Origin of the sequence: Candidatus Steffania adelgidicola (genome assembly GCF_020541225.1) — a bacterium.
In the GTDB taxonomy this organism is placed as follows: Bacteria; Pseudomonadota; Gammaproteobacteria; order Enterobacterales; family Enterobacteriaceae; genus Steffania; species Steffania adelgidicola.
Map to the genome: position 1 here is coordinate 420624 of NZ_CP045889.1, position 16637 is coordinate 437260.

Annotated in this window: 7 protein-coding genes; 2 read left to right on the forward strand and 5 right to left on the reverse strand. The window is 37.1% G+C overall.

Annotated elements, in window-relative coordinates; translation table 11 throughout:
- Positions 1–41 precede the first annotated feature (41 nt).
- Together GFK82_RS01075 and slyA are read left to right on the forward strand one after the other, a co-directional pair.
- A complete protein-coding gene (locus tag GFK82_RS01075; RefSeq protein ID WP_226811086.1) occupies positions 42–2900 on the forward strand; it encodes a valine--tRNA ligase in 2859 nt (952 codons plus the stop codon).
- 603 nt (positions 2901–3503) lie between these two features.
- Positions 3504–3938, forward strand: coding sequence for a transcriptional regulator SlyA (gene slyA, locus GFK82_RS01080; RefSeq protein WP_226811087.1), 435 nt, complete (start codon positions 3504–3506; stop codon positions 3936–3938).
- Between the two features lie 157 nt (positions 3939–4095).
- On the opposite strand, the gene prfC is transcribed toward slyA, so the two are convergent.
- The 5 genes from prfC to argH all read right to left on the reverse strand — a co-directional run bounded on the left by prfC (position 4096) and on the right by argH (position 11948).
- Positions 4096–5688, reverse strand: coding sequence for a peptide chain release factor 3 (prfC, locus tag GFK82_RS01085; protein ID WP_226811088.1), 1593 nt, complete (start codon positions 5686–5688; stop codon positions 4096–4098).
- Positions 5689–5778: 90 nt separating this feature from the next.
- Positions 5779–6237, reverse strand: coding sequence for a ribosomal protein S18-alanine N-acetyltransferase (gene rimI, locus GFK82_RS01090; protein WP_226811089.1), 459 nt, complete (start codon positions 6235–6237; stop codon positions 5779–5781).
- 1128 nt (positions 6238–7365) lie between these two features.
- The gene (gene hns / locus GFK82_RS01095; protein ID WP_226811090.1) at positions 7366–7773 is read right to left on the reverse strand and encodes a histone-like nucleoid-structuring protein H-NS; all 408 of its coding nucleotides are present in this window, start codon (positions 7771–7773) and stop codon (positions 7366–7368) included.
- A gap of 1781 nt (positions 7774–9554) precedes the next feature.
- Positions 9555–10004 carry a transcriptional regulator NrdR gene (nrdR, locus tag GFK82_RS01100; RefSeq protein WP_226811091.1) on the reverse strand — a complete coding sequence of 150 codons (450 nt, stop codon included), beginning with the start codon at positions 10002–10004 and terminating at the stop codon, positions 9555–9557.
- 561 nt (positions 10005–10565) lie between these two features.
- Positions 10566–11948, reverse strand: a complete 1383-nt coding sequence (argH, locus tag GFK82_RS01105; RefSeq protein ID WP_226811092.1) for an argininosuccinate lyase — start codon at positions 11946–11948, stop codon at positions 10566–10568.
- Positions 11949–16637 lie beyond the last annotated feature (4689 nt).

The following is a 16637-nucleotide window of genomic DNA, read 5'->3' on the forward strand; positions in this document are numbered from 1 at the left end:
GACTACGGCGCTGCCGATAACGTATAGATTAACAAGATAAAATGGAAAAAAAATATAATCCCAAAGATATCGAACAGCCACTATATGAGCGCTGGGAGCAGCAAGGGTATTTTAAACCCAATGGTGATACCAGACAAGATAGTTACTGTCTTATAATCCCTCCCCCTAACGTTACCGGAAGTCTGCATATGGGGCATGCCTTCCAACAGACCCTTATGGATATTCTAATCCGTTATCAGCGTATGCAGGGTAAAAATACCTTGTGGCAGGTAGGTACTGATCACGCTGGTATTGCGACACAAATGCTAGTGGAGCGCAAGATTGCTGATGAAGATGGAAAAAATCGCCAGGATTATAGTCGAGACGATTTTATTGAGAAAATTTGGCAGTGGAAAGCTACATCTAGCGCAGCTATTACTCATCAGATGCGCCGCCTGGGAAATTCGGTAGATTGGGAGCGAGAGCGCTTCACTATGGATGAGGGATTATCTAACGCGGTAAAAGAAGTGTTTATTCGTCTTCATCAGGAAAATTTAATTTACCGCGGTAAGCGCCTAGTGAACTGGGATCCAAAATTATGCACTGCGATTTCAGATTTAGAAGTGGAAAAACGGGTATTGAAAGGTGTTATGTGGTACTTTCGCTACCCGCTGGCGGCCGGTGTTCGTACTGCCGCTGGTTTAGATTATCTAGTCCTTGCAACCACGCGACCGGAAACGATGCTCGGCGATACCGGTATTGCTGTAAACCCAGACGATCTGCGCTATCGGGATTTGATAGGACAGTTTGTCATGTTACCACTTGTTGGTCGTTGTATTCCAATTGTGGGTGACAAATATGCAGATATTCATAAAGGAACTGGCTGCGTCAAAATTACGCCTGCACATGACTTCAACGACTATGAGGTCGGTAAGCGTCACCGCTTGCCGATGATCAATATTTTAACCTGTGAGGGCGCAATTAGACAGGAAGCTGAGATCTTTAACACTGATGGTGAGGTTAGTACAGAGTTATCAGGCGAAATTCCAATGCTTTTCCGTGGCCTGGAACGTTTTGCTGCCAGAAAGGCGATTGTGGCGGAACTTAATCGACTCGGTCTCCTAGTTGCAATACAAGATCATGATATTATAGTCCCTTATAGTGATCGGGGAGGGGTTATTATCGAGCCGATGTTAACCAATCAATGGTATGTGCGTACTGCCCCCCTGGTACAAGCAGCGGTAGAGGCAGTGAAACTGGGTAAGATCCAGTTTGTTCCGAAGCAGTATGAAAATATGTATTTTAGTTGGATGTCTGATATTCAGGATTGGTGTATTTCCCGTCAGCTGTGGTGGGGGCACCGTATTCCGGCATGGTACGATAGCAATGGCCAAGTCTATGTGGGGCAGAGTGAAATCATAGTGCGTGAGCAGTATCAGTTGGGGAAAGATATTACACTTTATCAAGATGACGATGTGCTGGATACATGGTTTTCTTCAGGATTATGGACCTTTTCCTCTCTTGGCTGGCCAGAAGATACAGAAGCGCTTCATACATTTCATCCCACCAGCGTGATGGTAAGTGGTTTTGACATTATTTTTTTTTGGATAGCACGCATGATTATGCTAACTATGCATTTTATCAAGGATAAGAATGGTCAGGCACAGGTACCGTTTAAAATAGTGTATATAACCGGGTTGATCCGAGATGAAGAAGGGCAAAAAATGTCCAAATCAAAAGGTAATGTTATAGATCCTCTGGATATAGTGGATGGTATAAATCTAACTGATTTACTGGAAAAACGTACTGGGAATATGATTCAGCCGCAGCTTGCGGAGAAGATTCGAAGACGGACTAAAAAACAGTTTCCTAACGGGATTAAGTCATACGGTACCGACGCCTTACGCTGTACTTTGGCAGCTCTAGCGTCTACCGGTCGTGATATTAAATGGGATATCAAGCGTCTCGAGGGATATCGTAATTTTTGCAATAAATTATGGAATGCTAGCCGTTTTGTACTAATGCATACCGAAGATCAAGATTGTGGTTTTAACGGTGGAAAGAAAGTGTTCTCTCTAGCAGATCGCTGGATTCTGGCGAAATTTAATCAGACGGTGAAGATGTTCCGTGAGGCGCTGGATAGTTATCGCTTTGATTTAGCTGTAAGTATTTTATACGAATTTACATGGCATCAGTTTTGTGACTGGTATCTTGAGCTCACTAAACCAGTAATAAACAACGGTAGCGATATCGAGCTGAGAGGTACTCGCCATGTATTGGTTAGTGTGCTTGAGGCGCTTCTGCGTTTAGCACACCCAATCATTCCCTTTATTACCGAAAGCATCTGGCAGCGAGTAAAAATCCTCAGCGGCAATCAGAATAAAACTATTATGTTGGAACCTTTTCCTGCTTATAGTGCAGGATTAGTCGACGGCGAGGTTATTGCTAATTTAGAATGGATTAAGCAAGTTATCGTTTCTGTACGAACTATCCGTGCTGAAATGAATGTTATGCCCAGTCGATCACTAACAATGATTTTGCGACATGCTACTCCCGCTGTGGTTCGTAGAGTAAATGAAAATCTGAAATTAATTCTTTTCTTAGCCCGCCTGGAAAGTATTACATTTTTGCCGCCAGAGGAGATAGGACCAGTTGCTGTCAGCCAGATTATCGACGGTGCGGAACTAGTAATTCCGATGGTAGGTCTTATCGATAAAACTGCTGAGTTAGAACGTTTAATCAAAGCAGTGGTGCGCATTGAAAGCGAAATCAATCGTATTACAGCTAGGCTAAGCAATAAGGTTTTTATCGACCGCGCGCGAGAATCAGTGGTAGTAAAAGAGCGAGAAAAATTAGAAAACCATCAGAAATCCCGGGCGAAATTATTAAAGCGGCAAGCGATGATCTTTTCTTCTTCATAGTAGTACTGTTACTTGCCTTTGTGTTGATCTTATGAGTAGTTTATATATTATATATAAACTACTCATTAATTTATTTAGATGTTAAGATTAAATATATATTGAATTATGTAAGAGCAATAAAAGAGAGGAGGGACTGTCGATATAGGAGGTTTTCTACACGACAGCAGGCCAGACTTTCAATTACCTCCTGAAAACTTTTAGTCTAGCTTTGTAGCCTCAGAAAAAAAAGGAGACAAGAACGTACAAAACGTCATTTAGGGTTTTATTTTCACCATATCATTTAGATATGCATTAAAATTATATCACTATGATAGTAGTGTTCATTAGTATATACCTTTAATATTACTTAATAATAAACCATTATATGTATTAATAAAGGTACCACATGAGAGGTGGTGGTCTGCCAGACTATATATGTCTCTGTGTAATTAAAAAATATACTGTCATTAATTCTTGTGCATAACGTATAACATTCATTACGAATGCATATTTCAATAAGCTCAGGTTATTGGTATATGTATTTGTCATTGTCTCATCCACCCATTAGGATGGAGAGGAATCCAGTGGAGTAGGCTGGATTAGCTTAATTATAAGGAGAGAAAATTGGAATCGCCATTAGGATCAGATTTAGCACGACTTGTTCGAGTATGGCGCGCTTTAATTGACCACCGGTTAAAGCCTTTAGAACTCACACAGACGCATTGGATCACTTTACATACTATTTGCCAATTGCCACCTGAGCAGTCTCAGATTCAACTAGCAAAAGCCATCGGTATTGAACAGCCATCGTTAGTAAGAACACTAGATCAGCTTGAAGAAAAAGGATTAATCACTCGGCATACGTGCGCAAATGATCGTCGAGCCAAGCGAATTAAACTGACGGATTCTGCTGAGCCTATTATTAAAGAAGTGAATAATGTCATAGACAGTACTAGAGACGAAATTCTCCATGACATTAGTCAAGAGGAGATTCATTTACTGAGTAAAATGATGGCTAAATTAGAAAAAAATATTCTTGAACTGTATAATAAATCTTAATGTGTTATGTTAATGACAATTATATACGCAAAAACCGGCTTTAGGGCCGGATTGTTATTATGGAAGAAGTTGTTGGAATTACACTTCCTATAATGCTTTAGTTTTCCACGTATATTGTCATGTGTTTTGTTAAAGGTATTATTTTTACATTGTGTAATTAATGTTCTCGCGTTTTATGAAATAAAATATCCGGATAGCGTTCTCGTATTATATTTAGGTTTATTTTGCTTGGTGCGATATAAGCAAGATGATTTCCTCTGTCAAGTGCTAGATTTAGTTTGTTTTTAGACTTAAACACTTCTAGTATTTTTTTGTCGGAACATTCTACCCAGCGTAACGTAGAAACGTTTACCAACTCATATAATGCTTCTACATTATATTCACTTTTCAGTCTTGCTATAACCATATCAAACTGCAGCATGCCGAGTGCGCCGACGATGAGCTCATTATTAGTGAGTGGGCGAAAGATTTGCACTGCTCCTTCTTCTGATAATTGCACTAATCCTTTGAGTAATTGCTTTTGCTTCAGTGGATCACGAAGAAGGATACGGCGGAATAATTCCGGAGCAAAGTGAGGAATACCAGTAAATTTCAGTGCTTCACCCTGAGTGAAAGTATCGCCAATCTGGATAGTGCCATGATTGTATAGACCAATAATATCACCGGCATATGCTTCCTCGATATGAAAACGGTCACCTGCCATAAAAGTTAATGCATTAGTGATAATCACATCGTTACCAGTACGAACCTGGCGAAGTTTCATGCTTTTTTTGTATCGACCGGATACGACGCGTAAAAATGCCACTCGATCGCGATGTCGCGGATCCATGTTTGCTTGGATCTTGAATACAAAGCTAGTGAACTTTTCTTCTTCTGCATGTACCACCCGAATATCAGTTGGACGAGGCATTGGTGATGGTGACCAAGCCACTAAGGCATCCAGTATATGATCGATGCCAAAGTTACCAAGTGCGGTACCAAAAAACACTGGTGTCAGTTTTCCTCTGAGGAAAGCTTGTTTATCGAACGGGTAGAAAGCACTCTTTACCAGTTCTAGCTCTTCGCGTAACTGAGAAGCCATGTCTGCACCTATTGCCTGATCTAGAGCGGGGTTGTTTATCCCTTTTACTTTTTGCACTGTCTGGATCATATATCCTTGACCGCTTTGGTAGAAGTAAGTTTCATCTTTCGACAGGTGGTAGATGCCCTTAAATAACTTACCATAGCCAATAGGCCAAGTAAGAGGCGCGCAAACGATACGCAGTTCACTTTCCACTTCATCAAGTAGTTCTATTGGATCGCGTATATTACAATCCACCTTATTCATAAACGTAAGAAGTGGTGTAGCACGAAGACGGATTACTTCCATTAGTTTTCGGGTTCGATCCTCAACCCCCTTCGCAGCGTCAATTACCATCAGACACCCATCGGCTGCGGTGAGGGTGCGGTAGGTATCTTCAGAGAAGTCTTCATGCCCTGGTGTATCTAGCAGATTAATCAGTGCTTGTCGGTAAGGAAATTGCATAACCGACGTGGTAATGGAGATACCACGTTGCTTTTCCATTTCCATCCAGTCTGATTTAGCATATTGGTGAGAAGAACCACGACCCTTAACAGTACCGGCAGTTTGAATAGCCTGCCCTAACAGTAGTAATTTTTCAGTGATGGTTGTTTTACCCGCATCAGGATGCGAAATGATCGCGAAGGTGCGCCGTGCCGCAATCGCGTCGATGTAGAGGTTATTCTTCATAGTTATTTTCTCGATGAATGCGCAATGGTCACGGTAACCGTATATGGTGTCTAAAGAAAATGTTCTAGCAGATATTAAACAGTATCGTAATTAGAAAAAGCGTCTACTTAGAGGACGCGCCATAATGATAGCATTTTCACGTCCGTTCACTGAAGGATAGTAATGGTGCCGGACTGAGACCTCATTAAAACCCAGAGTGCGATATAGCGCAATAGTCGGTGTATTAGATTGACGCACTTCTAACCATAGCATGACTAGCCGTCGTGCCTCTAGATCAGTAATGAGATGCTTTAGCAGCGCCCGTGCATGCCCTTTCCGTTGAAATTTAGGATGTACTGCAATGTTAAATAGAGAAGCTTCATCGAGCATCATCTTTGTGATGGCGAATGCTACAATTTGACCCTCTATACACAGCTTAAAATTTAAATAGCGCCTACCATGATGAGTGGTAAAGGTTTTAAGGTTCCAGGAAAAAGTGTAGCACGCCTGTTCAATAAGGTAAGCTTCAGATAAATCTGCTCTTAGTAGGGGTAATATGGTACTAAACATGGTTTGTTCAACGCTATAGTTCCTAATATATACTAGGATTCTCTGAAAATATTGTCAGGATCTGTACATAAAACATTTTATCAAAATCTTACGTAACTTCCAAGTTTGAACTTATCACAAATAGTAATGATTAACATCTGGTGCTGTGATCACGTGTTTAGTTTTCGATTTTATCAAGCATCCCTGGTATGAAAGGTATATGGCATACGATGTTTAGTACTAGTCATTCAGTGACGAATAATATCAGATTAGTTAAGAGAAATAACTTGATATAATCTGGTAAATTAATCACTATTCTCCCTAATGTAAATGGAACCGTTTAATTCTAGGTTTCTATTTGGCAGTTTCTAGTTCTTGTCACCCCAGGTTATACCTAATGCTATCCCTTATCGCTTGAATTTAAATTATCATATCTATAATTTAAATAGAGTTATCTAGAGAGAATCGGATATAATTTTTCTCTGCTTTTTACTAAAAGTAAAATACGGTTTTATATGTTTGAAACTGTATTATGCAATCTATATACGATAATTTAAATGCAGTCGTTAAACTGTACTATCTCTAACTTCTAAACTGCATTTTAAGTTAATTACAACTCGCATTTCGCGTTAGCGTAGTGTTTTAAATGCTCTAAACTAACTATTTTAATATAGCAAAGAAACTATAATGTTGATGAGGATCATCGTTAGATTTCCCCATCATATTTATTTATGAGAACCGTGCTTTCATTCATTAATTCTATGACGAAGAAAGATTATAATCTGTAGTATAAAGCGTTATAAATCAATGGAGGATATTTATCCCTTGGGTGTCTTAATTGCAATCCACCATATTCTTGTGCCATCTCGATATAAGACGATAGAAATCTTGACTGTATTTTTACAGAGTCTAATATAAGATATTGTTTTTATCGTATCTTATCTCTTTCATCCACATACTGAATATATAGCCGAGTGATTTAATGATCCTCTTGTATTTGGCTGAAGAGTTTTAGGTTTTGAGGTTCTACGATTAAAGATGACTTGAATCAAGCATGAAAGCGTTAAGGACCCTTGCAGTCTATGAGAGATTGGTACATCATTAAATTTAAATTGTTTTAAAGTCGTAACTTTCCGCTCTATTGGGCAATTAGAGCAAAAAATCTTTCAAAGATTTATGTTCTTCATCCATTGCCTTTTTGATTATAGCTGGGGTACGCCCCTGGCCAGTCCACGTTTTAACATTCCCGTTTTCGTCGATATAATGGTATTTCGGTGGACGAGTAGCACGTTTAGTTTTTACACCGGATTTAGAAGCGCTCATAGCGTATAGCAATTCATTCGGATCGATGCCATCGGCAATCAACATTTCTCGATATTGTTGTAATTTACGAGTACGCTCTTCAGTTTCAGATTGCGCTTGACTCTCTTCTTCACGGCGTTCATTAACAACGACCTCGAGTTTGTCTAGCATTTCTTCAAGAGTTTCTAGACTGAATTCCCTAGACTGCGCGCGGAGAGTACGGATGTTATGAAGAATCTTTAGTGTTTCGCTCATGGACTTAATCTCGAATATTATAAAAGGTACGTCTTTCTGATAATAGAGTGCTACTTTCTGTTCTGCAACACCTGGATTGTAATTAATTTAAATATTCTTTATAAATGTACATGTTCTTAAAATTGTGGAATATATTTATTTGTTTCGTAAGCTACGATTGAAGCTTCATTTAGATTCTTGTTAAGAAGAAACGGAGGTCATATAGTATTCAATAATTTTATCCTGCATTGTTGCTGCTATTAATAGCAGATCGTTTCATAAGAGATAATTTTTGATATAAGTCTTTAAATTTAAGTTATATATCTATATATATCTAAACATATTTTTTCTTTATTGTCTGATCTGTCAAGTTTAATAGAGATTTATAAACATGCTACGTATTAGCCCTCTAGAGTGGCATGATATGTTGAATATATTGTGTCAATTATATCTAAAATTTCTGTAGAGTACTTATTCCAAAACATATTTATCAACGTTTCTTTATTTATACCATGATAAGTAAAAAACCTTTATCGAGCATTACTTGTAATGGAAATAAAGCTATCTTGTTTGTTTTAAAACGGAAAAATACTTTATTGAGGGCTTTACTATCAACTAAAAATAATATTTTAGATAAGTCATGATATTATTTTATTTGATACTTAAATTCTCTGAATCATCTCTAGATCTGGGATTGTTTTTATATCAATGATGATTTGTTTGATTTCTGGTAGAATCGATGAGCATGGAAGTAAATGAAAACTCTTTTGAATATTGTAGATAGATGTTTTATCAAAAATCCGATGCCTAGCGATTTTTTAATTGAACTTATTAGTTGATATTATAAAGACAGAAGGTGATATTGATTTGTATCATAAGAATGTTGATACACGTCAATTATATCTGATTTCTTTCTCTTAGAAAAGATCATATTAAATAATTTAAATATCACTGTGTGTTATTTCGTGAAAACCTAATACGAATCAATATAAATTCATACCACACCTAATGGTATGAGTAAGCATCGTGTTGTGTGATGTTGATTTTTATATGAATAGAAAAATTTAAGTTGATTTATTATTTTTTTATGAAACTTGTTAGACAAGTACAATGTCAGTATACATTAGTTGCGATTTAGGTTTTTTAGAGACAGATGGGGGGGAATTATTAAGATCATGTAATCCACGTCGTATATTTAGTTTTGTATTATTGTGTAGAGATGTATAGCTTGAGCTTTTTTGTAGCGAGATAATTTAGCCCAGATGGCTAACTGCGAATAACATAATAAGTTACATTTGTAATCGGGATGTAACTATTGCCTCTAAAGTAAATCTGTCGTTTATATCATTAATTCGCTTATAGTGATGCTGGGTTAGTGTAATGAATTCACGATTCTAAGTTTTTATTAAAAGTCAAGGTATGCTATTGAGCATCGCTGCATTCTCAGACGACATTGTTGCTTATATTGGAATTTTTAAAATCTACCGAAAACGGGACTTCACCTTAAATGAGATAGAGCTGTGTTTTGGTATTTGTGCACTATAGTTAGTGCAGTCATACAAGGAAAAAACCAATATCTAGAAGAGAAATAACTCTAATTTGCAAATAGAAAATAAGATCTTGTATAAAAACTGGACATATCTCTCTGAATTCTTTATCTATTTGATAAATAATTATTATCAAAATTCTTCACTCTTAACTATGTTCTTTAGTGGGGTTTTGCTATAAAAGATATAAGAAATAAGAATTGATGTAAGGACATGAAATTAAAAAACATAGGTTATGCTGCTTTATGAAGAAGTTTAGTCCTGTATTTTTGCGATTTCTTCGCCAAACTCACGAATATCTTCAAAACTTCGGTAAACCGAGGCAAATCGAATATAAGCGACTTTATCTAGTTGTTTTAGCGAATCCATAACGAGATTACCAATCCTTTTACTAGGTACCTCGCGCTCGCCAGTGGCGCGAATCTGGGATTTAATCTGATTGATAGCTATTTCAATATCATCAGATTTCACTGGCCGTTTTTCTAGTGCTTTTAAAAAGCCGTGTCGTAATTTTTCTTCACTAAACGGTTCCCGTATATTATCGCTTTTGATGACACGAGGAAGAAGAAGTTCTACGATTTCAAATGTTGTGAAGCGTTCATTACAAATAACGCACTGCCTGCGTCTACGAACCTGAGTTCCATCCCCCACAAGACGCGAATCGCTTACTTTTGTATCGACTGCAGAACAAAACGGGCAATGCATAATATTTTTAGCCAGCTCATGAAGGATAGGATAGTGTAGCGTTAACTGGGTTAACTGGGAAGTGACTGTACGTAATACGTTAAGTATCGTTCTTGATGTATGATGTATAGAGATTTATAGAGGGATTTAACTATTAGATATCTGATAGAATCATTTTAAAAATTCTTTCTTTTGCATGATATTTTCATTCTCTGGCATCTTGTGATAGGGTGTGACTATCTTAACATAAATAGTCATAAGGCGTGATTGTACAGCTGAAGATATAAGAAGAATATGAACGCAATGTCTTCATTAGGAATGAGTCCTTCTATTGTATAGGTAAGACCTACGTTATTTCTTTGTAAAAATATTTGAAATTTTCCAAGTGGTATTTACCATGGATATGGTATCTCTGCATTTGGCGTCGAAAAATGCATTTAGGTTTGTTAATTTTCGCAATGATTTTTATCATCATTGCGGTTGATAAAGACACTCCTGTCTCTCCTAGGAGAGTTCGATAGTAGTGATTGGTATAGTCTGTATTCTCCTTTAACGACTTACCCATAGATGCTGTCTTTGGTGCTAGATGCTTAACTCTAAACGCTGTTTAGCCTCGGCGATAGCTTGCATGATTTGTTCTGGGGCTACCCCACCTTTAGCCTGACGTTTTTCAAGACAAGACTCAAGTGTCAGCGCTTGATAAATATCATCGTTGATTACTTGACTGAAAGCCTTCAGTTGCATGAGTGGCATTTCCTCTAATGCGATACCTTGACGAATGGCTTCTATTACTATTTGGCCGGCGATATGATGCGCTTCGCGAAAAGGGATATTCCTTGCCACTAGATAATCGGCTAGTTCGGTTGCATTCGAATAACCCTTTTGAGCTGCTATTCGGCAGTTTGGTGATTTTAGCTTGATTCCATCAAGCACTAGTGCTGCCATTTCAAGGCAGTCAAGCCATGTATCCAGTGAGTCAAAGAGCCCTTCTTTATCTTCCTGCATGTCTTTATTGTAAGCTAATGGTAGGCCTTTGAGTGTTATTATCATGCTCGTTAATGCACCGTGAACTCGACCGCATTTACCTCGAATCAGCTCCAATGCGTCGGGGTTTTTCTTTTGTGGCATCAGGGAGGAGCCGGAAGTGACACGATCTGATAATTCAAGAAAGTCCGCTTCGCCGGTATTAAAAAAAATAAGGTCTTCAGCAAAGCGAGAAAGATGTACCATACCAATTACTGCATCCGATAATAGTTCGAGAACATAATCGCGATCAGAAACACTATCTAGGCTGTTGTGAGTTGCAGTAGTAAAACCAAGCCAAGCAGCGAGTTGATTACGATCAATAGCGTAAGCAGTTCCAGCCAATGCACCCGTTCCTAACGGGCTGACATCTAAACGCATTAAAGTGTCTCGTAGGCGGCTTTCATCTCTGGACAGCATTTCGCTGTAGGCTAGACACCAATGAGCAAAGGTAATTGGTTGTGCGCGTTGTAAATGGGTGTAGCCTGGCATCACTACGTCTTGTGTAGACTCAGCCGTGAGTAGCAGCGCCTGCTGAAGTTTCCGTATTCCAGTGCGTAGTACTGTTACCTCCATTTTGCACCACAACTTCAGATCAGTAGCTACCTGGTCGTTACGGCTACGTCCAGTATGTAGTTTTTTACCTAAATCTCCTACTCTATCAATCAGACGTTGTTCCACCCAGCTATGAATATCTTCGGCATTGCTTGTAAGGATAGTCTCTGGTGCGGCATTTGCTTCTTGGAGTGTTAGATTTAGGGCATTTTCCAATTTCTGCTGTTCCGTTTCACTTAATACGCCGATGGAGACCAAGGCGCGAGACCAAGCTAAGGAGCCTAGAATATCTTGTTCAACCAGGCGATAGTCAAACCTTAGCGAGTCATTAAAAGATTTAAAACGTTGATCCACTGCTTGAGTGAATCTCCCTCCCCAAAGTCCCATAACTTACTCTCCTGAAAACTGTGCTCAACTATGTATGTCGTAGCGCGTGGAAATTTACACACATAGCCTTATATCGCCTGTAGGCGGGTGATGGAGGAGACACCACCTTACATAGCAACCCAGGCTAGTAATGTGGCTGGTAACAGCAACGTTGCTTGAACAGTACTACTACAATTTTTACGATGATTTCATGATCATAACGATGCGGTGATCTCAGTTGTTGGATAAAAGATATCATTTTCTGCTCTGTTATGGCGTCTATTCGCTAGCTTTTATTATCTAGTCTTTTCTTTTTCTATTCGGCATCGTAATCAACGCGACGCCTATTTTATATCGGTTTGAAAAGAATCTGGGTTAGGTTATTAATATTCATAAGATTGCTATTGTCAACAATATTCTAATGTATCTAACAAGATAGGATATCCCCCTGGGGGGATATCCTATCTCAGATGTCAGATTTATTAACAAATAAAGCATATTATTGCTCTCATCTTGAGAGAGGCCTACTAACTATGTTCCCCGCGTGGATCATAAAATGTTTTTTGAGTTACTGCTAACGCAGCAAAGTGTTTTGTTGTTATCCGGTCGTAGGAACATGATTTTTTGATGATGAGTAAAACGTTCCTTTCTATGTATAACTACAATGCATATTGATGTATATAAATTAGGCTTGGGGCTGGATAAATAACCTTAGGATGTTACGGATATCATCTCGCTAGGATGCTAATCAAGTAAGATTACTAGTTAGGCGATTTTTACTCATTCTTTTTTCTGTTGTAACCTGGATTTTACTAATCATGGCTGATTATTATACATGGTTAATCATTATTGACCAAGGATAATTTATCTCCTTTGTGGGAGGCTACTACCTAGCGTAGTAATGTTTGATACGTATAATTTTTCATATAAAATTGCGGGTTGAGGCAATACAAGAACGGAGTGTTTATCTACTAGATAGATACTTCCTAACCAGGAATGATAGCCATCATATTTATGATGGTGGATTGACAGATAAACTGATTAAGGCACTTAACAAATTTATTATGTTATCTATCGACTAATGCTAAAACATCAATAATATTTTAATTTTAATGTGATTTCAAATAACTATTTTAGGGTTCTAAATGAGATATAACTAAAATTCAGCGCCTATATGGCAGCTGAATGTTTATTATTGGTATAATATGCATAAAAATATTATTTTTAGCATAGAAATCAATGTAGTGCAATCAGTATGATAATGCTGGTGTGTTTTATATTGGATATGAAACATAGTGTTTCTTTATGTTGTGAATTAGGTTTGGTATTTTGCATCGGATGACTATAATGATTTTTTTATGGTTCATCCTGCTTTATAGAAAGATGCTTACTGTTAAATATGGGTGAGAGTAAAAATCGTAATAATTTGTCTCCGTGATTAGGTAACGTCTAATCGCGAAATGCGATTCAATTAAGGATAATAGTAGAGTTTCTCTCTTGATAGAGCCAATTACATCTCAGAAAGTGTTGGGATTCATTAAATAACTTGGATTTGATAGTGCATCAATCTCAAAATATTATAAAATATTTTATTTCTTATAATTAATTAATGAGTGTTGAATTCTAAAATCGAATATATCCATACCATGGATATGGTATTTAATAAAATGTCTGTTGTTCTATAGTGCTATAAAGCGCGAGAACGTCATGTGTTTTCATATTCAACAGTAAACTAAGAGACTGCTCTTAATTCGGTTAAGCTGCATGGCTATTTCATAGCGACATGTTTGAGTAGACATAACAGATACTATCTAAACCCTAGACCCATACTAAAAACACTAGAAACCAAGTCAAGATGGTGACAGAATTTAGAAAAAGATTTTTCGTATATATTTTTTATTCAGGAAATTCAGTGAATTGATATCATAACCCATTTTCAGACCCCCTATCAATCACTGTAGATAGTAGGACACTGCCTAGTGTAGGCATTTTTACCTTGAAGAATAGATAATTTATTCTAGGGATATTACTTATGGGAAATTATTGATGGTGATGTTATCGTTAATAGTCGTTCATTAACCTGAGGTTAATGAACGACTATGTTATAAGGGATAGATAACCGGTCTAGCTGTTTTATGCTTATAATTAAATAATTTTTTCTATACTGGTATATAGCATTCATACTATGGAGTATTTCCAATACTGTTAATTAACATTTCAATATAATTTACTGATAAAGGCAGAGAGGATTTATGACATCCTTTTAAACTCAGTTAGTGAGAAAGAAAATATGGTCATTAATATTTAGATATTTGATTGGAATATGCTCTGTTACTATTCATTCTTAATTAAAAAAATCTAAGTCATAACCTATCATCAGCATAGCGTAAAGCCTCAATGTTCAAAGAAAGTATATTGGTTTGAATTTTAAAATGTTAACGGTTATTGAACCGTATTCTTTTACGACAACTTTACTGATTGGTTTATAAACAATAATTTATCTAAATAAATAACTGATAATACTAGGTAGTAGATTATTTTTATCTTCTAGCTTCATAAGCTTTTAATTAATGATAACTGGCGCCAAAAATCAGTTGATATTCAACTGTAGTGCCTTTTCAGAACTTTTAGGGAAGCTGATATATTAGATTTTATCTCGTATATCTGTTTTATATTTTGATGAAAAACCGAATGTATAAAATCCACTATTCTCCAGACGATAGAATGAATCCGGGGCGTTAATACTATCTCATTAATTTGTCTCTTTCTGGAGAGACATATTTATTCGATGTATTTCTAACGCTTCTAGTTAGTGATAATCATACATGTAAATAGATCTTTTAATTTTATCAAAAGCGATTTTTAATATTAGTATTGAGCGCAGATATTTCTGCAAATCATTTCACGATTTTATTATCAAACTTCAGTAAACTACCTCTTGGCTCGTGGTACTAGAGGAAGAAGATGAGAAGTCTCTCTAGAAGATACAATAAAGCGGAAAGACGAGTCTTTTTTTAGAAGACAACGGTAAAGACTGGGAGCGGTGTTATGTGCTGTTTTTTTATATCCAGAGGATATGCTAAGAATCTCCCCTTCCTCGTTTGGGGGGGGTAATAGTCATTTGTTCTATTGAACGCTATAAAAAATTATCCGTTAGCGTATTAATTATGGAATGATTTCGTCGTCTTAATCGAGAGTCATACTATATCGTGATCTTAAAATTATCGGTATCAGAACTAGAAATTTTAGTATTTGAATATTGCACTCAGCGTTCTTAATACGCGCTCCCGGCTGTTTCTGCGGTATGATTATGTCACTTGTAAGCATCTAGTCTACCTAGACGATGTTTAGTAATTAATTTGCATATGCTCTTATAACTCTTTCATTGTAAAAAGTTTTTATAACATACATCAGAAGAAGTATGGTAGAGCTAATGATCTTATAACAGTTTTAGTTACCGAGCATAACGGTCTGCTGCCAGAAAATAGCAGATTGGTAGCTCCAAGCGCTTCTAGCATCAGACCGTGTATGAAGCTACATGTCAGAACAGTGTTACTATGTGATCCGATGCTAGAGCATGCCTAGATCAATAATGTTTCTGCTGAATCCGAAGCTGTTCAGAAAAATCTATTGCTAATTTACATAATAATCATGAAACGACAGATGCATAAAAATACTGATATAGCGTGAATGGAAACAAATAGTACCACTACCCTCCCCTGTAATTTGGTACTCCGATTATTACTATAACCGGGTCCTACCACAAGGTAGGATTGTCGTGTAACTCAATCCTATTGGGATAACAATTTTTTCTTGTGAAAAGTGGCCGTATTGATTTGTGAATATGAATACAACAACTTGGAGATAAAGTGCTAGAGAAAAGAGCAGGTACTCATTTCGATAGCTGTATGTTATTAATATTTTTAAATGTTATAAAAAGGTATATACTAACGTAATTTACTAGGAAATACAGTCAAATACACAAAAACACTGAATAATAAACAATCAGTCATTTCTCGAAGAGAATGGTGGATCTAGCAGTAGTAAATCAGAAAGTTCTAAGTGTATATGAGATGGATATACCCCTCACAAAACCAGTTAACAAAGAAAAAAAATAGAAATTAATACGTTTAGAGAGACTATCAGATTGTTTTTTCTGCAGATGTGCAGAGGAACTTCAGCTCCAGTACCAATTTAATTCGCGGTAGACCCCAGTTGATAGTAATAATAGGAAATTTTTCCTGCAGAAGTGTGCGGAGAGATGTAGTTACACTCATATTGAGATGCCGTTCGCACAGATAAACTTACTACCACGCTAGAAGCATTGTCCGCATATGCAGGCATGGGTATGCATTGAGATAAATCGTGATCTCTGTATAGAGATTATCGTTCTCAAAAGCAGGAAAGGTAAAAAAATAATCGATCTCATCGCATAATCAATTCGCAATATCTTTTCAAGAGAAACAATAATATGACCTCAGGTAGCTCCGGATGAGATGCCTACTGTATATACAAACTACAATCATCAGGGAAATGCGCTCCTGCGCTCTATTAGGAAGGTAAGTCAGTAGTCTGGCTGTGTTGGTCGGACGGAAAGAGTGATGCAGTGATTTATCATCACCTGTGTTGTTTTTGCATTTTTAATAGCAATAAAGAGTTCAGTGAGTTTCATGAAATGTAATAGTGGTTAAAGAACATAGAAGACTGCTC

Coding starts and splice junctions, on each gene's coding strand:
- GFK82_RS01075 (WP_226811086.1), top strand. CDS start 42: ATGGAAAAAAAATATAATCCCAAAGATATCGAACAGCCACTATATGAG.
- prfC (WP_226811088.1), bottom strand. CDS start 5,688: ATGAAGAATAACCTCTACATCGACGCGATTGCGGCACGGCGCACCTTC.
- rimI (WP_226811089.1), bottom strand. CDS start 6,237: ATGTTTAGTACCATATTACCCCTACTAAGAGCAGATTTATCTGAAGCT.
- hns (WP_226811090.1), bottom strand. CDS start 7,773: ATGAGCGAAACACTAAAGATTCTTCATAACATCCGTACTCTCCGCGCG.
- nrdR (WP_226811091.1), bottom strand. CDS start 10,004: ATGCATTGCCCGTTTTGTTCTGCAGTCGATACAAAAGTAAGCGATTCG.
- argH (WP_226811092.1), bottom strand. CDS start 11,948: ATGGGACTTTGGGGAGGGAGATTCACTCAAGCAGTGGATCAACGTTTT.